Origin of the sequence: Paenibacillus sp. 1781tsa1, from assembly GCF_024159265.1 — a bacterium.
Classification (GTDB): domain Bacteria; phylum Bacillota; class Bacilli; order Paenibacillales; family Paenibacillaceae; genus Paenibacillus.
Genome location: NZ_JAMYWY010000001.1, coordinates 4,424,610 through 4,451,253, shown reverse-complemented (window position 1 = coordinate 4,451,253; position 26,644 = coordinate 4,424,610). Strand labels below are relative to the sequence as shown.

Annotated in this window: 23 protein-coding genes and 1 other annotated feature; of the genes, 16 read left to right on the top strand and 7 right to left on the bottom strand. The window is 46.9% G+C overall.

Features of this window, described 5'->3' with window-relative positions:
- Positions 1-28 precede the first annotated feature (28 nt).
- The 13 genes from dinG (at position 29) to NKT06_RS19930 (ending at position 14,802) form a co-directional block, all read left to right on the top strand.
- Positions 29-2,890 carry an ATP-dependent DNA helicase DinG gene (gene dinG, locus NKT06_RS19990; RefSeq protein WP_253438526.1) on the top strand — a complete coding sequence of 954 codons (2,862 nt, stop codon included), beginning with the start codon at positions 29-31 and terminating at the stop codon, positions 2,888-2,890.
- Between the two features lie 218 nt (positions 2,891-3,108).
- A complete protein-coding gene (locus NKT06_RS19985; RefSeq protein ID WP_253438523.1) occupies positions 3,109-3,762 on the top strand; it encodes a redox-sensing transcriptional repressor Rex in 654 nt (217 codons plus the stop codon).
- Complete coding sequence (locus tag NKT06_RS19980) at positions 3,749-5,053, top strand: amidohydrolase (RefSeq protein ID WP_253438520.1); 1,305 nt, start codon at positions 3,749-3,751, stop codon at positions 5,051-5,053. The genes NKT06_RS19985 and NKT06_RS19980 overlap by 14 nt, the downstream gene beginning before the upstream one ends.
- 39 nt (positions 5,054-5,092) lie before the next feature.
- Positions 5,093-5,623 carry a cell wall elongation regulator TseB-like domain-containing protein gene (locus tag NKT06_RS19975; RefSeq protein WP_253438517.1) on the top strand — a complete coding sequence of 177 codons (531 nt, stop codon included), beginning with the start codon at positions 5,093-5,095 and terminating at the stop codon, positions 5,621-5,623.
- Between the two features lie 300 nt (positions 5,624-5,923).
- Positions 5,924-6,451, top strand: coding sequence for a hypothetical protein (locus tag NKT06_RS19970; RefSeq protein WP_253438514.1), 528 nt, complete (start codon positions 5,924-5,926; stop codon positions 6,449-6,451).
- Positions 6,444-7,946 (top strand): AAA family ATPase, encoded by a 1,503-nt coding sequence (locus tag NKT06_RS19965; protein ID WP_253438511.1) that lies wholly within the window; start codon positions 6,444-6,446, stop codon positions 7,944-7,946. Before NKT06_RS19970 ends, NKT06_RS19965 begins: the two co-directional genes overlap by 8 nt.
- A 133-nt stretch (positions 7,947-8,079) precedes the next feature.
- Entirely contained in the window at positions 8,080-8,952 is an 873-nt protein-coding gene (locus NKT06_RS19960; RefSeq protein WP_253438508.1) for a 3-hydroxyacyl-CoA dehydrogenase family protein, read from the top strand.
- A complete protein-coding gene (locus NKT06_RS19955) occupies positions 8,949-10,154 on the top strand; it encodes an acetate/propionate family kinase (protein WP_253438505.1) in 1,206 nt (401 codons plus the stop codon). The genes NKT06_RS19960 and NKT06_RS19955 overlap by 4 nt, the downstream gene beginning before the upstream one ends.
- Positions 10,155-10,255: 101 nt before the next feature.
- Positions 10,256-11,551 (top strand): asparagine--tRNA ligase, encoded by a 1,296-nt coding sequence (gene asnS, locus NKT06_RS19950; RefSeq protein ID WP_253438502.1) that lies wholly within the window; start codon positions 10,256-10,258, stop codon positions 11,549-11,551.
- 20 nt (positions 11,552-11,571) lie between these two features.
- Complete coding sequence (locus NKT06_RS19945; protein WP_253438498.1) at positions 11,572-12,276, top strand: DnaD domain-containing protein; 705 nt, start codon at positions 11,572-11,574, stop codon at positions 12,274-12,276.
- Positions 12,277-12,523: 247 nt separating this feature from the next.
- The gene (locus NKT06_RS19940; protein ID WP_253438495.1) at positions 12,524-13,024 is read left to right on the top strand and encodes an RNA polymerase sigma factor; all 501 of its coding nucleotides are present in this window, start codon (positions 12,524-12,526) and stop codon (positions 13,022-13,024) included.
- Positions 13,017-13,469: a hypothetical protein gene (locus tag NKT06_RS19935; protein ID WP_253438492.1), complete on the top strand. Its 453-nt coding sequence runs from the start codon at positions 13,017-13,019 to the stop codon at positions 13,467-13,469. The genes NKT06_RS19940 and NKT06_RS19935 overlap by 8 nt, the downstream gene beginning before the upstream one ends.
- A 37-nt stretch (positions 13,470-13,506) precedes the next feature.
- A complete protein-coding gene (locus tag NKT06_RS19930; protein WP_253438489.1) occupies positions 13,507-14,802 on the top strand; it encodes a multi-tm2 domain protein in 1,296 nt (431 codons plus the stop codon).
- Positions 14,803-14,964: 162 nt separating this feature from the next.
- On the opposite strand, the gene NKT06_RS19925 is transcribed toward NKT06_RS19930, so the two are convergent.
- From NKT06_RS19925 to NKT06_RS19895, 7 genes are all read right to left on the bottom strand, one after another.
- Positions 14,965-15,618 (bottom strand): methylthioribulose 1-phosphate dehydratase, encoded by a 654-nt coding sequence (locus NKT06_RS19925; protein ID WP_253438486.1) that lies wholly within the window; start codon positions 15,616-15,618, stop codon positions 14,965-14,967.
- Between the two features lie 2 nt (positions 15,619-15,620).
- Positions 15,621-16,298: a 2-hydroxy-3-keto-5-methylthiopentenyl-1-phosphate phosphatase gene (locus NKT06_RS19920; protein WP_253438483.1), complete on the bottom strand. Its 678-nt coding sequence runs from the start codon at positions 16,296-16,298 to the stop codon at positions 15,621-15,623.
- Entirely contained in the window at positions 16,295-17,518 is a 1,224-nt protein-coding gene (locus NKT06_RS19915; RefSeq protein WP_253438480.1) for a 2,3-diketo-5-methylthiopentyl-1-phosphate enolase, read from the bottom strand. The genes NKT06_RS19920 and NKT06_RS19915 overlap by 4 nt, the downstream gene beginning before the upstream one ends.
- Positions 17,511-18,377 carry a pyrroline-5-carboxylate reductase gene (gene proC, locus NKT06_RS19910; RefSeq protein WP_253438477.1) on the bottom strand — a complete coding sequence of 289 codons (867 nt, stop codon included), beginning with the start codon at positions 18,375-18,377 and terminating at the stop codon, positions 17,511-17,513. The genes NKT06_RS19915 and proC overlap by 8 nt, the downstream gene beginning before the upstream one ends.
- Positions 18,378-18,413: 36 nt before the next feature.
- Entirely contained in the window at positions 18,414-19,661 is a 1,248-nt protein-coding gene (locus NKT06_RS19905) for a glutamate-5-semialdehyde dehydrogenase (RefSeq protein WP_253438473.1), read from the bottom strand.
- A gap of 280 nt (positions 19,662-19,941) precedes the next feature.
- Positions 19,942-21,045: a glutamate 5-kinase gene (gene proB, locus NKT06_RS19900; protein ID WP_253438470.1), complete on the bottom strand. Its 1,104-nt coding sequence runs from the start codon at positions 21,043-21,045 to the stop codon at positions 19,942-19,944.
- An 82-nt stretch (positions 21,046-21,127) separates the two neighbouring features.
- Positions 21,128-21,342: a binding site (T-box leader), on the bottom strand.
- A 64-nt stretch (positions 21,343-21,406) separates the two neighbouring features.
- Complete coding sequence (locus tag NKT06_RS19895) at positions 21,407-22,615, bottom strand: pyridoxal phosphate-dependent aminotransferase (protein ID WP_253438467.1); 1,209 nt, start codon at positions 22,613-22,615, stop codon at positions 21,407-21,409.
- 262 nt (positions 22,616-22,877) lie between these two features.
- Between NKT06_RS19895 and NKT06_RS19890 the strand changes: the two genes are divergently transcribed.
- The 3 genes from NKT06_RS19890 to NKT06_RS19880 all read left to right on the top strand — a co-directional run bounded on the left by NKT06_RS19890 (position 22,878) and on the right by NKT06_RS19880 (position 26,616).
- Positions 22,878-23,897, top strand: a complete 1,020-nt coding sequence (locus NKT06_RS19890) for an ABC transporter substrate-binding protein (RefSeq protein WP_253438463.1) — start codon at positions 22,878-22,880, stop codon at positions 23,895-23,897.
- A gap of 201 nt (positions 23,898-24,098) precedes the next feature.
- The gene (locus NKT06_RS19885) at positions 24,099-25,721 is read left to right on the top strand and encodes an ABC transporter substrate-binding protein (protein WP_253438460.1); all 1,623 of its coding nucleotides are present in this window, start codon (positions 24,099-24,101) and stop codon (positions 25,719-25,721) included.
- A gap of 73 nt (positions 25,722-25,794) precedes the next feature.
- Complete coding sequence (locus tag NKT06_RS19880; RefSeq protein WP_253438457.1) at positions 25,795-26,616, top strand: carbon-nitrogen family hydrolase; 822 nt, start codon at positions 25,795-25,797, stop codon at positions 26,614-26,616.
- The last annotated feature ends 28 nt before the right edge of the window (positions 26,617-26,644 follow it).

Genomic DNA, 26,644 nt, shown 5'->3' with positions numbered 1-26,644 from the left:
ACTGGAATGGAAGGGACCGTATATTGCAATGAAATTTGCCGTATTGGATTTCGAAACAACCGGCACGCAGTCCGACGGTGAGATTATACAAGCCGGACTTGCCATCATAGATCATGACTTCAGCATAACTCAAATATATAGTTCTTATGTGAACCCTGGTGTCCCGATTCCCCCGTTTATCTCGGGGTTAACGGGTATTACCGATGAAGATGTGGCGGACGCTCCTTCACTCGAAGAGATGATGATGGAGATGGTTCCGCTGCTTAACGATGTGGTGCTTGTTGGACACAACGTAGCTTTTGATTTTCACTTTTTGCAGAATGCTCTTGACCGTTGTGGTTATCTGCCGTTCACTGGCCGTATTCTGGATACCATTGATTTTCTGAAGATTACGTTCCCATCACTGGGTTCTTATCAACTCGGTTATGTGTCTACTGAATTTGGATTTCAACATGATCGCCCTCATCAGGCAGACAGTGACGCACTGGCGACAGCCTATGTGCTGCTCAAGTGTCTGGATGAGTTAAAGGAATTACCGCTCATAACGATTCAGCGGCTCAGTGACCTGTTCGCACCAGAAGACAGTGACTTGGGTTGGTTCTTGGACGGGATGCGCAGTGAGAAGGAAGCAGAGCCGATTCAGGATCTGGACGGACATACCTATTATCGGCAGCTTGCTCTTAATGTAAGTGATTGGACCGATATTGGTGCACCACGTGATGAACGGGAGGGTAACCCCCTCGATGGTGTAAGCTTCGAACAGTTTATGGACCAGGTTCGGGAGAACCTGAAGGATACGTTGGATCATTACGAAGAGCGTGAAGCGCAGACTCAAATGTTCAGCAGTGTAAGGCAAGCCCTGGATGAAGAGAAACATCTCTTGATCGAAGCTGGAACGGGTACCGGTAAATCTCTGGGTTATCTGTTGCCAGCGATTTACGAAAGTGTGAAACAAGAACAGAAAGTCATGGTCAGCACCCATACGATCAATCTGCAGGAGCAATTGAGAGAGCGGGATATTCCAATGCTGACCCAAGTGGTTCCGTTTCCGTTTAAGGCTGCTGTCTTCAAGGGACGTGGACATTACCTGTGCCTGCGCAAATTCGAGCACAAAATCAATAAACGTGAATTCGCCACACCCAAAGAGGATTATTTCACAGCCGCTCAGATGATCGTGTGGCTTACTCAGACCGAAACTGGAGATGATGAGGAGCTTAACCTTAGCGGACGCGGAGGCGACTTCTGGGAGACGGTACAGAGCGAATCTGAGTCCTGTCTGGGAAGATCCTGCCCATGGTTCCGCAAATGTTTCTATCATCGCGCCAAACATGAGGCCGGGTTGTCTGATATCGTAATTACCAATCACTCCAAACTGTTTACGGATGTCAAAGCAGCACATCAGCTGTTGCCAGCCTATGAGAGTCTTGTGATCGATGAGGCCCATCATCTGGAGGATGTAGCTGGTAAACATCTTGGAATGCATATGAAATATTTCACGTTGGTTCATACCCTGACCCGTCTGTTTAAAGACAGTCGTAATGGACAACTGCCTATGCTTCGTTCGCAGTTATCCGGGCATGAAAATTCGGTGCAATGGGGCTCCATGGTGGATCAGATGTTCCCGCTAGCTGTTGAGGTTAAGGAACTGTGGGATCGTATGAGCGATGCCCTGTTCGGTCTTTTGCCTGAACGAAGTGATGCTTCACCGGGAGAGACAGGGCAATTTTCCCTGCGCCTGAAGGCATCTCAGAAACCTGCGAAATGGCAGGAGTTGCAGGATCTGGAGAACCAGATCTATGTGACTCTGGGCGATTTGGTTCGCAAAGGGGACAAATTGCTGCTTGAGGTGAAAGAGGATCAGGATGACTATCAATCGGATAGTCTGATTACGGACATTACAGGATTGCTGAAAGATCTGACCACATTGAAGGAGAATCTGCGATTCTTCATGCGTATGGATGATGCCAAAACGGTGTACTGGATGGAAGCCAGCGGTCAGTTCCGAAGTAAATCTCTTCAACTGTATGCCGTACCTGTAGATGTCAGTGCACAACTGAAGGATTTGTTCTTTGATAAAAAGAAAAGTGTTGTGCTTACATCGGCTACGCTATCTGTAGATAAGTCATTCCAGTTCATGATTGAGCAGCTTGGCTTACAGGAAGCCTCCGAGAATAATCGGCTGTTAACGTCGATGCTGCCGTCACCATTCAATTATCGCGATCAGGCACTTCTAGTGATTCCCCGTGATTTCCCAAGTGTGAAAGGCAGTGTGGGTGATGCGCACTTTGTCAATATGCTGGTGCAATCACTTGCAGAGACCGCAATTTCCACGCGTGGACGCATGATGGTTCTGTTTACTTCATACAAGATGCTGCGACAGGTCTATGATCCGCTGAAGGAGGCACTGTCTGGTAACGACATCTCGTTGTTGGGCCAAGGTGTGGACAGTGGAAGCCGCTCCAAGTTGACTCGCAGGTTCCAGGATGCCAAAGCTACGGTACTCTTGGGCACGAGCAGCTTCTGGGAGGGTGTAGATATCCCGGGAGAAGCACTGACCTGTCTCGCTATTGTGCGCCTGCCTTTCCAGCCGCCGAATCATCCGTTGGTGGAAGCCAAGAGTGAGTTGCTCCAGGAGCAAAAGAAAAATCCATTTATGAAACTGTCTGTGCCGCAAGCGGTCATTCGTTTCAAGCAAGGATTTGGCCGATTGGTGCGTACAGCGAAGGACAGAGGTATTGTCATTGTTTATGATACACGTGTGATTGAAGCGTACTATGGCAAATTCTTTTTATATTCATTACCTGGTCCCAAAATGGAGCATATGCTCACGGAGCAGATGGTTCCACGAATTACCGAGTGGTTAGAAAAACCTGTTAATGAACAAGAATAATGGTTGTTTTGTTCGTTATATCATTGCATGACACGATCATTTGGCGTTAAACTTTATTAGATATTTCCGTATCCGATTAATGCAGTTGCACGTAAGAACTTATAACCTAAATTACAAGGAGCATTCTGTATAAAATGTCACGTCTATCTTGGAGTTTATACAGAATGCTCATCTTTTCATCTATTATTTTATCGTGGCATTGGTAAGGGGGAGCAAGAATGAAATCGGATAAAATTTCGGAAGCGGTGGTACGACGTCTGCCTGTATACTTGCGCTATTTGAACGAGTTGCATCAGCGTGAGGTGGCTACTGTTTCTTCTCAAGAGCTTGGACAGAGGCTGGATCTGAATCCTGCCCAAATTCGAAAAGACCTGGCTTACTTCGGTGATTTTGGTCGAAAAGGGATCGGATATGATGTATCCTATTTGATCGAGAAAATTCGTCACATTCTCAAAATTGATCAGCAAATTAATGTAGCTCTGGTAGGCGCGGGTAACCTCGGACAGGCCTTGTCCAACTACAACGCATATCTGAAAGACAACATGAAGATTGTTGCTGTATTCGATGCATATGGACCGAAGATTGGTAGTCAAATCAACAGTTTGACGGTAAAACCAATGAATGAATTGACGGAAGCGGTTAAGACGGATAACATCCGCATCGGGATTATTACAGTTCCAGATACGGAAGCTCAAAATGTAGCCGATCAGCTTATTGAATCCGGAATCGAAGCAATTCTTAATTTTGCACCAACCATTCTAAAAACACCGCCACATATCCGCATTCACCATGCTGACTTTACAACGGATCTGCTTAGTTTGGCCTATTACTTGGAGACTGGAAAGGACGACGAGGAAGATGACAACAAATAGATGGGTAATTCATAACGGCAAATTTGCTGTAAATGAAGGCACAACATGGAATGTGGTTCATGGATACATGGTTGTTGAGAATGACAAGATTGTGCATATTGGTGAGACATTGCCGGATGGAGACGAAAATTGCACCAAAGTGGATGGAAAAGGATTGTTTTTCCTGCCGGGTCTGATCAATACGCATGGTCATGCAGCGATGTCGTTGCTCAGAGGACACGGAGACGATCTTGCGTTGCAAGTATGGTTGCAGGAAAAAATGTGGCCGATGGAAGCGAAAATGACTTCACAAGACGTATATTGGGGAACTTCGCTATCCGTGCTTGAAATGTTGAAAGGCGGAACTACAGCTTTCCTGGATATGTATGATCACATGGATCAAGTTGCCAAAGTTGTGGAACAATCCGGTGTTAGAGCAGCACTGGCACGTGGTGTAATCGGGTTGTGTTCGGAAGAAGAGCAATTGCGGAAGCTGGAGGAGTCGGCAGCGTTTGCACGTGAGTGGAATGGACAGGCAGATGGTCGCATCACAACCGTAATCTCGCCACACGCACCATATACATGCCCTCCTGACTACATAGAGAAGCTTGTACAGGTCGCGAATGACCTTAACCTTCCTCTGCATACACATATGTCGGAAACGCTGCGTGAAGTGGAGCAGAACGTTACAGACTATGGACTGCGTCCTGTGGCACATCTGGAGAAACTGGGCTTTTTCTCCCGTCCATCCCTGGTTGCACATGCGGTGCATCTGAATGATGAAGAGATTGAAATTTTGGCCCGCCATGATGTGGCTGTATCCCATAACCCGGGAAGTAACCTGAAACTTGCTTCCGGTGTTGCGCGGGTACCTGCGTTGCTGAAAGCAGGAGTTACCGTGTCACTCGGAACAGACGGACCGGCAAGCAACAACAACCTGGATATGTTTGAGGAAATGAGACTGGCTGCATTGATCCACAAAGGTGTGTCTGGTGACCCGACGGCAGTGCCAGCGGGCGAAGCGTTACTACTCGGAACTTCATATGGTGCTAAATCCATCTTCCTGAACAATACCGGAGCGCTTCAGGTAGGCATGAAGGCTGATTTCATCGCCCTGGACATTGAACAGGCACACTTCTACCCACATACAGACCTGATCTCACATACGATCTATTCGGCCTCTGCCAAAGATGTGGAGCATGTATGGGTAGATGGAAAACAAGTGGTCAAACATGGCGAATGTCTGACGCTGGATGAAGAGCGCATTTTGCGTGAGTCTCAATTGGCATTTGATGGTTTGCTTGCTCGTTAATTGCATTGCAGAGCATCATAGGGAAAGGAAGTTCGGCTTTTGAAGAAAAAAAAGAAGTGGATATGGATTTCGCTGCTTGCACTGGTTCTGATTCTGTTTGGGCTTCAGCGTTATTACGTGTATGTCACACAGGACCAGCGTAAGGAAGAAGCGCTCGCCATACAGGCAGCACAGGAGAAACTGGGCATTACATCTTATGATGAACTGCGTAAGTACATCTGGGGAGATAAAGAAGGCTCTGACAACATCTACTGGACCCTGATCGGCAAAAACAAGGATAACCAGGATGTAATGGTCTGGGTTAAATTCGATGCAAACAATCAACCTGCTACAGGTGCTAACGCTGTACACAGTGAACTGCTGCAGAATGGGATGTCCGAAGCACAGATACGCAATCGCTTTAGTTCCGAAGTTCCTGCCGGTGAGATTAAACGAATCATGCCCGGAGTTGTGAATGGAATATATGTGTGGCAAGTGTATTATAAAGACGGTACGCATAACCACTATCGATTTTATCGTTTTAGCAATGGAGAACAGGTGGACTTGGTCTACACACTCCCGAACAGCTAGAACCAATAGAGTAACTTAGCTAGAGAATCATAGAAATGAAAGAACCGGCAGACGGATATCCGACTGAACCGGTTCTTTGTGTTGCCTGTGAACAGTTTTGATTTAAATAGTTAAAATTAATAATTTATTCATATTTTCGCCTTCGAAATTGTATATACGATGTGATATACTCAGATATGTACTCATTGTTACATTCAAAACAAATAAACCTGTCGAAATTTTCGCAGGAGTCAATGTGCACATATTCGTATATACCAATAAGCCAGTAGGTTAGGCCAAAATCTGGGAGGGGTAATTCACTTGAAGCTAAAAGTATTGCCTATTGCTTTAACTGCCGTCATTTCAGCCGTTGTGTTGTTTGGAGGTTGGTTTGTGTATCGTCAGGTGGCTTTGCAGAATCCGATTGAAAAGATGGTTACCCAGTACGATGGAGTCAATGACGTTCAATTAACTATTAACCGCAATGACGTACAATTGAAACTGGATCTGCAACCTGATGTTGATTTGGGCAGACTGGTACAATATATTCACAAAGAAGGACAGACCTTGATTGGAACTCGTTCACTAAAGTTGGATGTTGTGGATCATTCCAGTGAAGCACTGGAAAGTTGGTGGGGTGATGCGATGTTTACCGTAGCTCAGGCGATGGAGAACAAACAGTACACCGAGATTACACCAACGTTGTCGAAGATGGCGACGAATGGGATAAAGGTAAATACAGCGATGGATGACAACAATGTATATGTCAGTCTCAGAGACGGAGATGCCAGCAAGTTTATTATTCTGCCGCGTGTGCCCGGTCAGATAGGAGTGTGGCCTAATGCCTAAGTGGACCAAAGAAATTGCCATTGGATTTGTCCCCGTGTTGATTATTTTTCTTGCTTTTACTGGTGTTAACATTGTTCCGATTCTAATTGCAGCGGTGTTTGTCGGAGCTTTGTTGTTCATGATGCAGATGCGTGGCGGGATTACCGTAGGCGCTGCACAGGAGCGTAAACGGAAGAAAAAAGGTCCGACCAAGCTTACTTTTGAAGAAATTGGTGGTCAGGACAGTGCCAAGCAAGAATTGCGTGAAGCACTAGACTTTCTCATCAAACATGAAGAGATCCGCAAGTTCGGGATTCGCCCGTTAAAAGGGATCTTGCTGACAGGCCCTCCAGGGACAGGTAAAACGTTGATGGCCAAAGCTGCAGCCCATTACACCGATTCTGTCTTCGTAGCTGCATCGGGTAGTGAGTTTGTGGAAATGTATGTTGGTGTGGGTGCCAGCAGAATTCGGGATTTGTTCAAGGATGCGAGAACCCGTGCCACCAAGGAAAATAAAGAAAATGCCATTATATTTATCGATGAGATTGATGTCATCGGGGGTAAACGTGAGGGCGGACAACAGCGTGAGTATGATCAGACGCTGAACCAGCTCTTAACGGAAATGGATGGAATCTATTCTTCCGATACGCCAAGAATACTGGTTATTGCTGCAACGAACCGCAAAGAAATGCTGGATAGCGCCCTGACACGTCCAGGACGTTTTGACCGCCATATTCAAGTGGACTTGCCTGACAAGAAGGGCAGAAAGCATATTCTGGAACTGCATGCGGTGAATAAACCTCTGATGAAAGAAGTTAATCTGGAGAAGACAGCGGAAGAATCGTATGGTTTCTCCGGTGCACAGCTCGAAAGTGTGATGAATGAAGCAGCTATATACGCCATGCGGGATGGGCTGTTACACATAGAACAACGTCACTTGTCTCTGGCTATTGATAAAGTCATGATGGGCGAGAAGACAGACCGTGAGTCCAGTGTGGAAGAGAAGAAAAGGGTTGCCATTCATGAATTGGGACATGCCATTATGGCTGAACTTGTTCGTCCGGGCAGTGTAAGCCAAGTAGCACTTAGTCCGCGTGGACAAGCGCTGGGATATGTGCGTCATAACCCGCAACAGGAACAATTCCTTTATACGAAGCGTTTTCTGGAAGAACAGATTATGATTGCACTCGGAGGAGCAGCTGCGGAGGAAATGTATTACGGTGGACGTTCCACAGGTTCACGCAATGACTTCGATCAAGCAACCAATGTCGTGCAAACGATGATGGCTTCGGGGTTGACTTCACTCGGGATTGTGAACATGGATATGGTCACAACCGAGGAGCTTATGCGAGAGAATAAATTAATACTGCAAGAACTAATGGAACAGACGAAGCGGTTACTTGAAGAACAACGGACAATTTTCGACAATTCACTCGACATCCTCATTCGAGAGGAAGTATTGTCTGGCGAACAATTTCGTTGTCAATTTCGTGACAGTGCCCGTCTACCAGCATAATTTATTTATGCTGGTTATTTTTTTTTACATTTCACTCGTGCTAAGATATTATTATATGTTGGGTCGAAATTTGTAATTTTCGGCGAACAGGGTACAATAGAGAAATAGAGAACCGAAAGGATGGAGCAGAACCATGTTTTTCAAAAAAATAGGAGTTGTCGGCGGCGGTACGATGGGGCAAGGTATTTCCCAGATGCTCGCAGCCAAAGGACTTGATGTGCTTCTCGTGGAGCATACAACACAAAAACTGGATCATGCCTATGACATGATCGAAACGAACCTGGATAAACAATTGGAGAAATGGGCGATTACAAAAGCGGAAAAGAAATTGATTCTTTCCCGTATTACCAAGGTAGCTCATTTAGCTGAACTTGGAACTTGCGACATGGTCATTGAGACAATCTCAGAGGATCTGGATGCGAAAAAAGCAGTATTCAGTCAACTGGACCAAGTTTGCCCAAGCAATGTCATTCTGGCAAGTAATACATCCACGCTGAGTTTGACCGAGCTTGCAAGCTCGACCAAATACCCAGAGCGTGTTATTGGTATGCACTTTATTCACCCGGTATCCCGGGTTGATCTTGTAGAGATTATTCGTGGACTGAAAACTTCGGATTCGACATTCGAGGAGACCAGACGTTTTGTTGAAGAAGTAGCGGACAAAAAAGGAGTCATGATCTATGAATCACCTGGATTTGTAACTTCCCGCTTGATCTGCCTGTTGATTAACGAAGCGTTGCATGTATTACAAGAAGGTGTTGCATCTGCTGAAGACATCGATGATGCAATGCGTATCGGATACAACTTCCAACATGGACCACTCGAAATGGCTGACCGTTTCGGATTGGATTCTGTTGAAGCTGCACTCGAAAGAATGTTCCGTGAATTCGGAGAATTGAAATATCGTCCTTCTACAGTCCTGAAGAAAATGGTGCGTGCAGGACACCTGGGTGTCAAAACAGGCGAAGGATTCTTCAAGTACGACAAGGATGGTGACCGACTGTGAAAGTACTCGTAATTAATGCGGGGAGTTCCTCGCTCAAATATCAACTGTATAACATGACTGACGAATCTGTTCTGGCTAAAGGTTTGGTAGAGCGGATCGGAATGGATTCCTCCATTCTGACACACAAACCGACAGGCCGTGAGGATGTTACAGAAGTTAGTGAAATTTTGGAACACACAACAGCAATCCGTAAAGTCATTGATATTTTGACTGACAAAGAAAATGGCGTACTGGATTCTGTAAGTGAGATTCAAGCTGTTGGACACCGCGTTGTTCATGGTGGTGAAGCATTTAAAGAATCTGCACTGGTAGATGATGCTGCCAAAGCTGAAATTCGTCGTTTGTTCGACTTGGCTCCACTTCATAACCCGGCAGCAATGATGGGTATTCGTGCGGCTGAAGCTAATATGCCTGGTGTGCCACAGGTTATGGTCTTTGATACAGCGTTCCATCAAACGATGCCTGAAAAAGCTTATTTGTATGCCATTCCGCGTGTACTTTACAAAAAATATAAAGTACGTCGTTACGGCGCACATGGTACTTCCCATGATTTCGTAAGCAAAGCTGCTGCTGAGTATCTGGATCGTCCATTGGAAGATCTGAAAATCATCACTTGTCACGTGGGTAACGGTGGGAGTGTAACAGCAGTTAAAGGTGGCGTATCCGTGGATACTTCGATGGGTATGACTCCGCTTGAAGGACTGATGATGGGAACGCGTTCCGGTGACCTTGACCCAGCCATCGTACCTTATGTTATGAACAAGGAAGAACTGAGCGTAAGCGAAGTGAACTCCATGTTGAACAAACACAGTGGATTGCTTGCAATCTCCGGAATCAGCAGTGACATGCGTGAGATTACAGAAGGTATGGAGAATGGAGATGCCAACTCCACGCTTGCTTTTGAAATGTACGAATACCGTCTGCGTAAATACATCGGATCATATGCAGCTGCAATGAATGGTGTAGATGTGATCGTCTTCACAGCTGGTGTAGGTGAGAACTCCGTTGTTCTTCGCCAAAAAGTATGTGAGCAGCTTACGTATCTTGGCGTTGAGCTGGACGAAGCCCTGAACGCAGTCCGTTCTGGTGAGCCACGTCGCATCACAACAGCGAACTCGAAAGTTGATGTTCTCGTTGTTCCAACGAATGAAGAATTGGTCATTGCTCGCGATACGCATCGAATCGTATTGAATTCTCAGTAATCTAACTGTAAAGTAAATATAGAATGGCAAGGAAGTGCAGAGGACAGGCAACAGCCTGTCCGCTGCATTTTCAAATTTCAGGAATCAAGGGGAGATATGGCATGGATACGAATTGTGTAATTCGTAATGTGAACGAGCATGTGGGCGAGACCGTAACGATCGGTGCCTGGATTAACAACAAACGTTCCAGCGGCAAAATTCAGTTTTTGCAGCTGCGTGATGGAACCGGATATATTCAAGGGGTTGTTGTAAAAAGTGAAGTTAGCGAAGATATCTGGAACAATGCCAAGAGCCTGACACAAGAAAGTTCTTTGTATGTTACAGGGATTATTCGTGAAGAACCTCGCAGTGCGTCCGGTTACGAGATGACGGTTACTGGGGTCGAAATCATTCATCTGACTGAAAACTATCCAATCACGCCTAAGGAGCATGGTGTTGATTTCTTGATGGACCATCGTCATCTGTGGCTCCGTTCTACGAAGCAACGTGCGGTTATGGTGATTCGTGCAGAGATTATTCGCGCTGTTCAGCAGTTCTTTGATGGTAACGGATTCACACAAGTTGATCCTCCGATTTTGACACCATCGTCTGCAGAAGGAACGACGAACCTGTTCCACATCAAATACTTTGATGAAGATGCTTATCTGACGCAAAGTGGTCAATTGTATATGGAAGCAGCAGCCATGGCATTGGGCAAAGTATATTCCTTTGGTCCTACATTCCGTGCTGAGAAATCCAAAACACGTCGCCATCTGATTGAGTTCTGGATGATTGAGCCGGAAATGGCATTTGTAGATCACGAGGAAAGTCTGCGCGTACAAGAGAAATTTATCGCTCATGTCGTTCAATCCGTGGTGAAAAACTGCCGTGCAGAACTGGAATCCATCGGTCGTGATGTATCCAAGCTCGAAGGCATCGTAGCGCCATTCCCACGAATTACGTATGATGAAGCGATTGAATTCCTGCATGGACAAGGTTTTGATATTCCTTGGGGAGAAGACTTCGGTGCACCGCACGAAACAGCGATTGCTGAGAAGTACAATACACCCGTCTTTATCACGCATTACCCTGCAGGAATCAAAGCTTTCTATATGAAACCAGATCCGAATCGTCCAGAAGTTGTCCTCTGTGCTGATATGATTGCACCAGAAGGCTACGGAGAGATTATTGGTGGTTCTCAGCGTATTGATGATCCGGAATTGATGCAACAACGTTTTGAGGAGCACAATCTCTCGGATGAAGCTTACCAATGGTATCTGGATTTGCGTAAATACGGATCGGTTCCTCACTCCGGTTTCGGTCTGGGATTGGAGCGGACGGTAGCATGGATCTGTGGATTGGATCATGTACGTGAAACAATCGCATTCCCACGTATGCTTTATCGTCTGTACCCTTAATGCTTAACCGAGGAGCGTCTATGGAAGATACCACATCCAAAGCCTGGTTGGATGGAGCAGCTTATGGCATGACTTCGGGTACAGCCCATCTGCCTTATGCCTTGTTACGTTATTATCACCAGCTTGGCCTATCAGATGCAGAAGTGCTTCTTCTGATTCAATTGCTAGGGTTCCGTCAGGCGGAGTTCAATGAGTTTCCGACGCTTGAAGAGCTTGCTGGGCGTATGGGACTTGCACCTGAAGGTATTGCCAGAATGTTGCAACGTCTGATGAGGGATGGATATATCGCTATTGACGAGCATCGTGACGAGGAACGTGACATCCAGTACGAGCGATATGACTTACATGGATTATATGCCAAGCTTGCAGCGTGCACTGCGGAAGAAGTAGCCGCATTCCGTGCGGAGCAGCAGAGTAGCAATACAGCACGTCAAGATTCGAACAGTGTTCAAAAAGAAGAGGAAGAACGGAACATGTTCTCCATTTTTGAAAAAGAATTTGGACGTCCGCTCTCTCCAATGGAGTGTGAGACGATATCCGGCTGGTTGGATCAGGACCGTTATCAAGAGGAATTGATTCTAATGGCTCTGAAGGAAGCGGTTTTTGCAGGCAAAGTACATTTCCGGTATATCGATCGAATTCTGCTTGAGTGGAGCCGAAATCGTGTAAAGACCGTTCAAGACGCGAAGGCGTACACGCAGCGGTTTCGTAATGGTGGACGTTAATTCCAGCGTAGGCAGGGATAAAAAACAGGCCAGAAGTCATTCTGTGCCTGTTTTTTTTGGATTATAGATTGGATGAGTGATCAGCAACATCAACCTTTCAGGGAACGAATTTATTTGGTTTTACAAAAATTTGATAGATCACGCAGGGGTTAACGCACAAGCTGTCGTCTATTGTATTGGAGAGGAGGGGAGAGTTATTGATGAAGCGCGCGTAATCGAACAAATCCGTCAAGGAGATACATCCCAGATGCGTACTCTGATTGATAAATATAGCCAGCATGTATACCATGTGGCCTATTCCGTACTCAGGAACGATCAGGATGCACAGGATGCAGCTCAGGAGGCGTTCATACAGATGTATAAATCTCTCCCCGACTACCGTTCTGAAGGTTTCAAAACGTGGTTAACCCGAATTGCCTTTCACAAAGCGATTGATGCCAAACGCAAGCTGGGCAGACGAACCGCTGAGGATCTGGGTGGAGAAGAAAAAATAATAAACATGCCCGGACGGGATGAAGACGTTCTTACCCGTCTCGTTCGTGAAGAACGTCAGGATAAACTTCGCGAACGGATTAATCAGTTGCCTGCTCAGCACCGTGACATTATCACTGCGTATTATCTAAGCGAAAAAAATTATGAGCAGATTGCCAGTGATGCACAGGTGGCTGTGAAAACCGTGGAATCCCGCTTGTATCGTGCCCGGCAGTGGATTCGAAAACATTGGAAGGAGGATGAATGGCGTGAGTAAACAGGAGAAATATACCACTGCGCAATGGACGGATTATATTGAAGGCCATATGAGTGAAACTCAAGCGAACCAAATGGAACAGCTGCTGATGAAAGACCCGGATGCGATGGACAGTTATCTGGAAGCACTCGGCATACATGAGGAACTGCCCCCGTTGCCTGACCCGACAGGTTTTGCAGATTCAGTCATGCATCGGATTGAGGGTATTCAATCCTCCAAGGCACAACGTAAATCCCGTGCTGGACGAAACCGGCGCTGGCTTGAACATAAAGTGTTCCATTACGCGGTAGCGGCCTGTTTGACATTGATCTTCCTCTCGTCTGGACTTTTTGACAAGGTGGCACCTTATCACAAGTTCCAGGATGGCGATCACAGAGGGTCTTTTACGGAGAAATGGACGGAGGCAGCCACTTCATGGCTGGATAACCTCAAGCCTAAACCATAAATGGTTTCACATTGCCTGAAAAGAAAGGATGACGACTGTGCACTCAGATCGTAACAAATTACTCGCATTTCTATTAAACCTGATACCCGGTCTTGGTTTTATGTATTGGGGTCGAGCCGCAAGAGCCGTGATCTATCCATTGCTTTTCTTTGGGACAGCTGTTGGCTCATTCATGCTGGCGTGGGCGTTTGGTCAACAGGACTTGATGATTTTTGGTGCACTATGTGCCATGTTCTTCTGGGGAATCAGTATGCTGGATATCAGTATACTTCTGCTTCGAGCACCATCTCCAGGTGATGTTCGATACCAGGGTTATGGGGCTCATTACAGTGGGCCGCATCAGGGGCCGGCATATCAGGGAACATACGCTGGTCAGGAAGGCCATCTGGGACAGATGGAGATGGACCAAGAGGGAATACATCAACGACAGGGCGAAGAGTATGGCGATCATGCAGGTCTCTATGGTCAACCCATGTATCGAAAAGGCAGTGAGGGTGAACGCTTCTTCACCATTTTGCTCTCATTTGTTCCGGGATTGGGCCACCTTCATCTGGGATTGTTGCATCGCGGGTTGTCATTCCTGATGGCGTTCTTTGGGTCATTTGCCATGATGGTTTTTGTGGCTTCGATCACCAATGAATCGGTGTTTCTAATGTTCCTACTCATTCTGCCTGTGATATGGGTATACTGTATGTTTGATGCGGTGCAGCATGTCCACCGTAAGCAGGCTGGAGAGGTACTGCAGGATCGGACGTTATTCGAGGAATTGGAGATGGGCAGAGTAGCCGGACGACGCAGTAAAGTGCTTGCAACCCTTTTATCTGCTTTTCCAGGTGCGGGTCATCTCTATCTGGGTTTGCAAAAAAGAGGCATGCAATTGATGTTCCTGTTCCTGGGCAGCATCTATGTTCTGGACCTGCTTCACTTATCGGTGTTCCTGTTCATGATACCGTTGATCTGGTTCTACAGCTTCTTTGACGGGCTACAGTGCTCCAGTCGCTATGGACGCGAGCCATTGATCGATCAGCCGATCTTCAAGGATTGGGCCCGCCATCAGCGCCTGATTGGATTCGGGATTGCCGCGCTGGGTCTATATTACCTGACGATCCGTCTTGTCATTCCACAGCTGAATGAGCTCTTCCCTAATGCATTTATGACGTATGAGATCCGTTCCTATTTGAACACCGTCATTGTATCCTTGCTGCTCATTTTTGGCGGCTTGAAGTTGCTGTTTGGCAAGCAACGGGGGACGGGTATCCAAAGTGCTGCTCATCGAAATGATGAGGGTGCAGACAGCCTCTTTTTATTCAAGGATCGGGATGATCGACTGTAATTTACTATCCAAGTTGACCTAAAGATTATTTACACTGACACTACGATGACAGAGCAACCTTCTAATCGCTGTTATCCCCAAACCAAAAACACGCCGAGGCTTATGTATATCAGCCTTGGCGTGTTTTTGGTTGTGCAGCTTTGATTTCAAAATAAATGATTGCTATTTCGTAGCGCCCTTCAGCAGAAGTTGACGGTACATCACTTCGAACAGGAATTCGAACGCTTCCAGATGACGTTTCGCTTCAAAAGCATCCTTACCCCAGGCATAAATACCGTGGTTCCGAAGCAAGATCCCTGGTACATTGGCATCAAGTACACCTGGCACCAATTCAGCGATAGATGGAATATCCGCAAAGTTAGGCAGGACAGGTACACGAATCTCCGCATTTTCTTCCCAAATGTTGAAAGCCTTGATCAATTCGATTCCTTGAATCGGTACGTGTCCTTCTGCTCCAAAGAATTCACTAATCAGGTTGTTAAACACGGTATGCACGTGGAATACAGCACCGCAGCCGGTCAAACGATAGATTTCGCAGTGAATCAACGTTTCAGCACTCGGTTTCAACGTTGTTGTTTCAATCGCTTTGCCGTGTTTGTCCACAAAAAGGAAGTCTTCCGGTGTGCGAAGAGACTTGTCCTTGCCTGAGGCGGTAACCGCAAAATAAAATTGCTCCGGGTCAAAGTCTCCTACACGCATCGACAGATTGCCACTAGTTCCGGGGAACCAGTTACGACTGGCGAACAACGCTTTGATATCAGCCAGTTCTTCAAGGACCTGACGTTTGTGTTCCAATGTAATCTTTTCAAAACCCATCTTTACAGCACTCCTTGTGTTTGCTTCTGTTTCATATCTTCGATGATATCGTAAAAGGTAGCGAATGGCACATGGTCCACACCAAGTTCAATACATTTGTCAGTCAAAATGGAGCGGGAGTAGACGAGATCGGCAATCTTTGCACCCTCAAAATCTGTCAGACTGTCTCCAATAAGAATTCGATTATATTGATCTTCCGGGAAGGTACGAATCACGGTTGTTTTGCACATGCCGCAGCCATTCTCACAAGGAGGTTGACAGGGATTCGGCCATTCAATCTTAATGGTTTCACCCGAGAAGTCAGCTCCGTTGCAATAGACATGATCCTGAGGGATATGAAATGGTGCGAGTAACGGTTCGATAAAAAAGTCCATGCCACCGCTGGTCACATTGAATTCGATCCCTTCGCTGCGAACGTAGTCAAGAAACTCGCTGAATCCTTCACGAATCCCCGCTTGTCCAAGCACAAATTCCACAATTTCATCTTTCTGCGATGCAGGCAGAAGAGCAAACATGGCTCCAACACCTTCACGCAGCGAAATGTTCTGCTCGATCGTATCTTTCATTATGGCTTCAATGCCCTCAGGCTTGAAATGTTTCATGATCGCTACGATGTTGTCGGAGAGAGTAATCGTACCGTCAAAGTCACAGAAAATGACTGTTTTTTTATCACTTCTCATCGTTCGCCACCCCACAAGTCCAGTGCGCTTTTCAGCTCCGGATGATCGGTTGCATATTGCGCGAGTGGAATGGAACGCTGAGCTGCCTCGATAGCCTGCAGGAATGCACGTCCGCCTGCCTCTGTGCCCATAGGATGTCCATGAATACCGCCACCAGCATTAACGATGACATCTGTGCCAAAGTCGCGCAAAATAAGCGGTACAAGGCCTGGATGGATACCGGCTGAAGGCACTGGCATACTGGTTCTTACAGGCAGATCAGCTGTCAGTAATTGCTCCGTGATCGCCATATTTTCTTCCTTCGGCATCGTTACGGATCCATAAGGAGAAGGGAAGAGCACCAGATCGGCACCCGCAAGACGCATTAACTGGCCTAGTACAACCGAAGCCGACATGCCGTAATGTGGTGAAGGATATAGTGCGCCTGCAAGTGCAGGGTGAGCCATAATTGGCACATTGATATCAGGATCACTGCTGAGTTCATGCAGCACATCATATCCGTAGGACAATACGTTGAACAATAATGCATTCGCTCCAGCGCCAATGGCACGTTCAGCTTGCTCTTTCAGACGAGATGTAGGTCCTGTAAGATTGGTTGCATACAGAAGTTTCTTGCCCGTCTCCTGGCGTGCCTGTTCGGCAGCTTTCATGCAGACCTCGACTCTTTTTTCGATGGGGGTCAATTTATTCTCGAACAGAATCTCATCGTCCTTGATCAGATCAACGCCACCAAGAGCCTGACGAATAAATTGTTCACGCAGTTCATCTGCATCCAGTCCGATAACCGATTTGAAGATACTCATTAACAGTGGTCGATCATGCACACCAAGCAGATCACGAACACCATTCAGTCCAAACTTGGGTCCTGGGAATGCACGGAGGAAGCCATCCGAGAAACCAAGCTTTGTTAATTTGATCCGGCCATCCATTGAGATTTTGCCAAAGACCGTCACGAGCAGGGCAGGGATATCTCGGCTGAAGTTGATATCTGGATATCCAATGGTAATGTCGGCGTATCGCTCACCTGCAGCCATGCCATCAGCTTCATGTACTTCTACACTTATTACTTCACCGAGATGCTTCTGCATCGCTTCACGCTGGGCTTGCGGCAACTCCGTCCAGCTGCCAACGGTCATGCCGATTGCGATGGACTCGGCCTTCTTGCGAAAGTCTGCATGATCATCATGAAGACGATATGTGGCTGTGCACATGTTATTCATTTTTTAAATCCCCTTCCAAAGCAGCTCCCATCTCCCGTGAGCGCTCTGCACAGCGGTTGACGGCTGCGATTACATTTTCAAAGAAATCTCCTTCGTCCAGCGTCTTCAATGCTGCCTGCGTTGCCCCTCCCGGGGATGTCACATCACTACGAAGTTTCATCGGTTCTAGACCGGTTTGTTGTACCATCCGTGACGCGCCGAGCACCGTCTGAACAGTGAGATCGCGAGATTGCTGACTGGATAAGCCACCACGAATACCTGCGGCAATCATGGCCTCCATTAAATAGTATACATAAGCAGGACCGCTTCCGGAAATCCCTGTGAGCACTTCGAGTTTATCTTCAGGTACGATAGTCACGATACCAACCGCTTCAAACATGGTCATCACTATACTGCGCTGTTCATCCGTAATCTCCGCAGAGAAGGCAAGACCAGTTGCACCGAGTCCAATGGTACTGGATGTATTCGGCATGGTTCTGGCGATTGGCTGTTTACGACCGAGCAAGGACTGCATCGTGCGGATCGATAATCCGGCAATGACAGATACGATCAATTGATCAGGTGATAACAAAGGACCGAGTTCACGCAGCGCTGCGGCAGCATCTTTCGGTTTCATACAGAGTACAATGACCGGAGTGGAGGCAAGATGATCCAGAGATTGTGAGGCCGTTCCGGTATGTACTGCATAACGGGTACTGAGCTCTTCCTGACGTTTCTGGTTGCTGCGGTTCAGCATCGTAATATCCTGAGGACGAACGACTAGGCGGGAGATCAGTCCGCGCACGATGGCTTCAGCCATCGCGCCTGCTCCGTGGAAAGTAATCTTCTGTTGTAGTAACGTCTGTTGCTCTTGACTCATAGTTATCGTTCCTCCTATATAACTGGTGCTGGGATGTTATTGACGAATCTGTCCATTGCCTGTAATACGATATTTGGTTGACGTCAGTGCTGGCAGTCCCATCGGTCCACGTGCATGCAGTTTCTGGGTACTGATTCCGATCTCGGCTCCATAGCCAAATTCAAATCCGTCAGTGAAACGCGTGGATGCATTGTGATAGACGGCTGCCGCATCCACGTCATGCATGAAGCGCTCTGCATGGGCTGTATCCCGGGTTACGATACACTCGGAATGTTTGGTTCCGTAATGTGCGATGTGCTGCATCGCTTCGTCCAGGTTCTCAACCACACGGATATTTAAAATATAATCGTTGTACTCGGTCGCATAGTCTTCCTCGGTTGCCTCAAGGGCAGAAGGGACAAGACGGCGCACCGTGTCGCAACCTTTCAAGACCACACTCGCCTCACGGAATTGCTCGGCAAGAGCAGGCAGATGCTCTTCTGCATATGCGGCATGCAGCAGCAACGTTTCCATGGAGTTACATACGGATGGACGTTGTGCTTTGGCATTGATGGCAATTTCGGCTGCCATAACTGGATCGGCTGATTCATCCACATAGGTATGGCAGATGCCTGCCCCAGTTTCGATTACTGGTACGGTTGCATTGGCAACCACATTACGAATGAGGGAAGCCCCGCCGCGTGGAATAATAACGTCCAGCAATCCGTTCAGCTTGAGCATTTCATCTACGGAAGCACGATCTGCATCTTCAACCAGTTGCAAAGCATCAGCAGGCATGGCTGTCGTTGCCAGTGCCTGATGCAGCACCTCGACAATTTTACGATTGGAGGACAGGGCAGAAGAGCCGCCGCGCAGAAGCACTGCATTACCTGTTTTGAGACATAATCCGGCTGCGTCTACAGTTACATTAGGACGAGCTTCGTAGATGATGCCAATCAGGCCAATCGGCACTCTTAATTTTTCAACATGCAATCCGTTTGGACGGGTGAATGTCTCTAACACTTCTCCGACTGGATCAGGCAGATCTGCAATCTGACGTAATCCTTCAGCAATGCCTGCGATCCGCTCCTTATTAAGGGCGAGCCGATCCAGCATGGATTCCGGCGTGCCTTGTTCTCTGCCGCGTTCCAGATCTTCGGCGTTTGCCGTAATGATGGAATCCGTCTCTGTAATCAATGCATCTGCCATGACACGCAGGGCCGCATTTTTCTGTTCTGTATTCAATCGGTTCAGCTGTGGAACCGTGGCTTGCGCTTTGATGGCTTTTTCTCTCACTTCACTCATCTTAATTCCTCCTCATATATATAAAGTTGAGTATTTCAACCACATGTTAAACTAAAGATTATTCACACAGACACTACGATGACAGAATAACCTTCCAATCGCTGTTATCCCCAGATTTTTTCGATTCCCTTTTCTAAAGGGAAAAATCCGGAGATAAGCGTATGCTTCCGATGTAGCTTTCTTTCAGAAAGCTTTTAGGCGAACGCTCCGCTTTTTCAGGTATTTTCTGTCCTCTCCGTTACGTGTAAATGATTAGTTTAACTTTAATATAACTTCTTGTTTACTTTAACGTAATCCACTCGTCTCTATGAATAACCTCAAGTCTATGGATGCTAGCGAGTTGTTTCATCACTTCGCCACTAGGAAGTCCGGCAATAAGTCGAAGCTGGTCATCATCATAATTGACAATACCGCGACCAAGCAAGGTTTCATCCATTCCAATGACCTCTACGACGTCTCCGGCGTGGAATGTTCCCAGCACCTTTTTGACCCCTACAGGCAGCAGACTATGTCCACCATGCACAAGAGCCTCTTCAGCACCATCATCCACAACAATTGTACCGAGCGGAGTAGACATGAAGCCAAGCCATTGCTTTTTACGGGATAACGAAGCGAGTCGTGTCTCAAAATAGGTCCCTTTGCCTGTTCCGTCCACCGCCTGTTGCATATCTCCAGGCTCTTTCACACTTCCTACAAATACAGGGACACCTCCACGGGTTGCTACCTTGGCTGCATCGACTTTGGATCGCATTCCGCCTGTACCAACCGATGAACCCGAACCGCCGGCAAACGCGTAAATTTCAGCCGTTATTTCGGGGATGCGGTCGTAACGCATGGCTGAAGGATCTTTACGTGGATCAGCGGTGTACAGCCCGTTGGTATCCGTTAGAATGATCAGATGCTGTGCCTTCACCAGGTTCGCAACCAACGCGGACAATAGATCGTTATCACCAAACTTCAATTCGTCCACGGATACCGTATCATTCTCATTGAATATCGGAATCACTCGCTGTTTGAGCAGCTCTTCTACGGTCATTCCTGCATTACCCATGCGTTTACGACTGTGAAAGTCTGTACGGGTTAACAGAATTTGTGCCGTAGTAACGCGGTGCGCTGCAAAAGCCTGTTGATATGCCTGCATCAGCAATGCTTGCCCAACGGCCGCTGCAGCTTGTTTCTCATGCAGCAGTTTGGGCCGCTGAGGGTAACCGATCTCCCGGAATCCGGCCGCCACTGCTCCAGAGGTGACCAAGAGCACTTCATGACCCTGCTCAGCCAAGGCTGCAATTTCTCCGGCAAAAAAAGTGATCGAACTGCGATCCAGACCGCCTTCTTCCGTGGTAAGCGAGCTGCTTCCAATCTTAACTACAATACGTGAAGCCATGGTTTCACTTCCTTAAACATGATTAATAAGTGCTTCTGGGTCAGGCTTAAGCGGGTACAAAAAAAACTCCCGCCCTTTAGTTAAAAAGGACGAAAGTTCGTTACTTCCGCGGTACCACCTTTATTGATGATTAGATCATCCGGCTTCATGCCCTGTAACAGAAGGCACTGTCCTGTACGTAACAGGCCGCTCAGGGGTAGGTTTCAGAGAAGAGCCGCGGTAAATTCTTTCAGCAGGGTGGAATTTACTCTCTGGGCGCGACTGATATTCTCTTACTGGTCCCGTCATCACGTTTCGTTCAATATTTCTTATAACATACCATGGAAACTTGGCATATGCAAAGGGGTTATCGTCCTGTAAATTACTTGAATAAGTTCAGCTTGCCAATCCGTTCCACAGCTTCGCGTAATCGGTTTTCATCACTTAGCAGTCCTGCGCGCACATAGCCTTCACCATGCGAACCAAAACCGATACCTGGGGCGACTGCCACTTTGGCATCCCGCAGTAACAAGTCCGCAAATGAAGCAGAGGTATAACCTGCAGGTACAGGCAACCAGCTGAAGAATGAACCTGCCGGTTTTGAAGCTTGCCAGCCAATCGAGGAAAGCGCATCATAGAACGCATTACGACGGGATTCGTAACGTGAAACCAGCGAAGAGACACATTCCTGAGATCCAGTAAGTGCTTCCGTTGCCGCAGCTTGAATCCCACCGAAAAGACTGACATAGATATGATCCTGAAGCAGATTGATTTTAGAGACGATCTCTGCATTACCTAGCGCGAATCCAACACGCCATCCAGCCATATTGTACGTTTTGGATAACGTATAGAACTCAATGCCCACTTCTTTGGCACCAGGGGCTTGTAAGAAACTTACTGGACGATGTCCGTCGAATCCAATCGCACCGTAAGCAAAGTCGCTGGCAACGACGATTTGATTTTGAATGGCAAATTCAACTGTATCTTCGTAAAACGATAGTGGAGCCGTTGCCGACGTTGGATTGTTGGGATAGTTGAGGAACATCAGCTTGGCCTTCTCCCGATCTTCGGCTGTAACTGCTTCGTAATCCGGCAGAAATGCATTGGACTCCAGCAAAGGCATAAATGACATGTTTGCTTTCGCGAGTGCAACACCAGACCAGTAGTCCGGGTAGCCTGGATCGGGAACGAGAACAGTGTCACCGGGGTTAAGCAGGACCTGAGGTAACTGAACCAGTCCTGTTTTGCCTCCGAACAGAATGGCTACTTCAGTCTCGGGATCCAGATCAACATTGTAATCTTCCTTATAACGTTTAGCGACAGCTTCCTTCAGGAAAGAGTACCCTCTAAAAGGGGAGTATTTGTGGTAGAGAGGATTTTCTGCCGACTCTTGCAGTGTTTTCACAATATGAGGAGGTGTAGGTGTATCCGGGTTCCCCTGACCCAGATTGATCACGTCATGTCCACTTGCGATTTCACGATTTACATTTTGAACAAGCGTAGCAAAAAATTGCGTTGGTAGCTGTGTCATTACATCAGAAGTTGGTATCGTAAAGGCTGAACGAGCAGTTATATGGTCTGAATGGGTCATTAGCTTCATCACTCCGGTTATTAAAAATGGCAAATAGTTCTCATTAATTTATCACGCCAATCCCGAGCTGTATAGAGGGAAATACACTTGATTATGCAGTACATACGTGCAAAGAGTGGAGGATTGTACAAAACTGAAAGTGCTCATTTCGTTTTGTCCATTGAGCTGAGAGAAGCCATGTTTTATGATAATATCCGATAATGATAATCAATATCATTAAATTATATTGCACCATGCACATGATATAGGGGGAGAAATAAAAATGAAAAAAGGCATACGAAATACGGCAGTATTATTTACGATTACGTGGTTATCCGTTCTGCTGCTGGCTTGTGGAAATCAGGGTGCAACACCTGCTGCTGGTGCAGAAGATTCCAAAGCAGCCACAGAAACTCAGGCTGAAGGAAAGACAACCAATCAGGAACAAACTGCAACGGAAGAGACAACGAATGAGGGTGAGACCCGGGTATTCAAAGATTGGACTGGCCATGAGGTTGAGGTTCCTGTAGATCCGAAGCGAGTCATCTATCATGGAGAAGTTACCGGGGACCTGCTCGCGCTAGGTGTTGTTCCTGTAGGCATACTGCATCAGGAGGGAACCGTATACGATGATCAGGTTGCTCAGGCAGAAGATGTAGGATTTCCGATTAGTGTGGAAAAGGCGCTAGCCTTGAATCCCGATCTGATCATTTTCTCCAACAGTGATGAGGCACAATACGATCAGATCGCGAAGGTTGCACCTACGGTTACCTTTGATTCGTTCGGGTCAATAGAAGATCGGTTGCGTATCCTTGGCGACTTGTTGAACAAGAAGCAAGAAGCGGAGGATTGGATTACAAAGCATCAACAAGCAACAGAAGAGATGTGGAAGCAACTTCATGAGAACGGATTGAAAGAAGGGGAGACAGCTTCAGTATTCACCATGTATCCCGGGAATCGTCTGTTTGTCATGGCGGGTGCAGGATTGCCACAGTTGTTATATGGAAAAGACGGGCTGAAGCCAACCGCAGAAATTCAGAAAGTATTAGATCAAGACATGGGATTTGTAGAAATTTCGACCGAAAAATTATATGAAATTGCAGGTGATCGGATATTTATTCTAGATCCTGTGACCGACGATGCAAAGCAATCCACCAAAGAATTGCTGGATAGTTCAATCTGGAAGAACCTACCTGCTGTAAAAGAGGGAAAAGTATATCGTTTTGATATCGTAAAAGCTTCAAGTGATGCCCTTTCCAGGGAGTGGCTGTTACAAGAGCTGCCTAAACAGATGATCCAATAATTGATGATGAGCCAGTAAGGCACCAGTAATACCTTTAAGTAATGTTGATTAAAAAGTAAAAGGAGCCTTCAACCTTTCGTTGAACGCTCTTTTTTGCCGAATAAACTCATATCTGGATTATTGACCATCGCTCGCTTATAATCAGACCATATAGAATGATTGATAATTATTCTCATTTTAGAAAAAACGAGGTGAACCGACATGCAGGCTTTGGATGCCGATGGGGGAGCGTTGTTCTTTTCAGCATTCATGTTTCGGCTGGATCATCTGGTACGACGAATTGAACCACCTGAACAGGTGATGCTGGAAGTTGCTTGCGAGAAACATGCCTTCCTGATCTGCGAAGAAGGGGATGGGCGTTTATATATAGGACATGAACAGTTTTCGTTTACTACGGGATGTGTTTATCCACTTTCTCCGGGAGAGGGCTACCAGATTGAACATCGCAGTGACTCGGAATTGAAATATTTCGTGATGGCTTTTGATGTTATTCATGTGTTAACGGGTGATCCGGAGCTCTATACCCGCCCTGTATTTGAGCACAGAAACCAATTGAATGGTTATCCCTATGCTCCATTAAGTGGGCTGTTGGAACAGATGTATGTCATTCGGGATTATAAAACAGATGCCGAATACAGTCATCTGAATGCACAGTTCCAAAAATGGATGGAGATGATCATTACCCGGTACACCTCTCCGAAGACGGTACAGAGTATGGAAGCCAGACTACACAGTACGATTCAGTATGTAGACGACCATTATGCTGAAGAAATCACTGTACAGAAACTGGCACGTCTCGCGGAGATCAGACCAGCACAGTATACGACCCTGTTCAGACAACTCACGGGTCACAAGCCGCTTGATTATGTGAATCATGTACGTATCAAACATGCCAAGGAATGGCTTCGCAAATCGGATGAACCGCTTCGGGATATAGCGAGCCGCGTTGGGTTTAAGGATGAGTATTATTTCAGCAGGCGTTTTCGCCAAATGACCGGATTGTCTCCTCGTCAATATGACAGATCTATTCAGCAGCAAACGTTGGTACAAGATTGGTTGGGTCATGATGTGAATATTCCAGTAAACCCGGAGCGAATTATGTTTTACGGAGATTCAGCTGGAGATCTGCTTATGTTGGGCATTCAGATATTGGGAGAACAGACCTATGACGCGGTTGCTCCGGTTAATGTGGAAGCAGCTGTTATCATGAAGCCGGATTTGATTATCTTTGATAGCAACAACGAACAGCAATATGAACAACTTTCTCGCATTGCACCAACACTCGCTTATAACTCACATGCCATGTTGGACGAGCGAATGCGCAGTTTGGGCAATTGGTTTGGCAGACAATCTCAGGCTGAACAATGGCTAACCTCCTATGGGGAGCGTACTGAGCAGATGTGGGCGAAGATCCATACAGCGATTGAAGCAGGGGAAACGGCATCCGTATTTACATACCATCGGGGTGCACGATTATTTGTTATGGGCAATATCGGGCTTGCGCCACTATTATATCATCCGAGAGGATTTAGGCCGGTTACCAAAGTGAAGGAAGCACTTGCGGCGGGCAGAGCCTATAAGGAAATTTCGGCTGAAGCGGTACGTCAGTATGCGGGAGATCATGTATTTGTCATGCTGCCTGAGGAAATTGTAGCCCGGGAGGCTACAGAGATGCTGATGAAAAGTCCCAGTTGGAAGAACCTTTCGGCTGTGCAGAATGGACGGGTGTACGCTGTGGAGGAGTCGACTTGGAATGTGGGTGATGCGCTCACGATCGATCGATTGCTGATCTTGCTGCCTGAGTTGTTGTGTACAAGTTCATAACAAAAACAGGCTTGCGGTACTCAAGAGGATCAAGCTATGATAGCAGGTATTACGGTTCAGAGGAGTGCTTGTCATGACAGAAAAACAACAGGGAGAAATGCGTGTAGCCCTGATTCAGGGCGATATTCAACTCGGAGACCCTGAGGCCAATCATAAACATATGCAGGCGTTGCTTGAGCGTGCGGTAGAACAGTATCCGGATCTGGGGCTGGCTGTGCTGCCTGAGATGTGGAATACCGGATACGCTTTGACTCAAATTCATGAACTCGCTGACCCGGAAGGCCAGAAATCTCGGGAATGGCTGTCTGCTTTTGCTCAAAAACATCAAATTTCCATCGTTGGCGGTTCAATTGCCGAGAAACGGGATGGTCAAATATACAATACAATGTACGCGTATGACCGTGAAGGAAAACAGCTCACTCGGTACGATAAATTACATTTGTTCCGTCTGATGGACGAGGAGAAATATTTAGAGCCTGGTGCGGAACCTGAAATTTTTGAATTGCAGAACGGTCTTACAGCGGGTGCTTCGATCTGTTACGACATCCGGTTTCCGGAACTTGCCCGCACCCTTGCTTTAAATGGTGCCAAGGCATTGATTGTACCGGCCGAATGGCCGAACCCTCGTCTGCACCATTGGCGTACATTGCTTACGGCACGAGCGATTGAGAATCAGATGTATGTGATCGCCTGTAACCGTGTGGGAAAAGGGGGAGACACCGAGTTTTTCGGACATTCCCTCATCATTGATCCTTGGGGTGAGATTGTGGCTGAAGGTGGCGAAGGGGAAGAGATCGTGACGGGAATCATTCGCCCCTCCCTGGTAGATGAGGTTCGCGGGCGTATTCCCGTGTTTGAAGACCGTCGACCTGGCGTTTATTTTGGCGAAAAATAAAAATTGAAATAAAATTCTTTAGATAAAG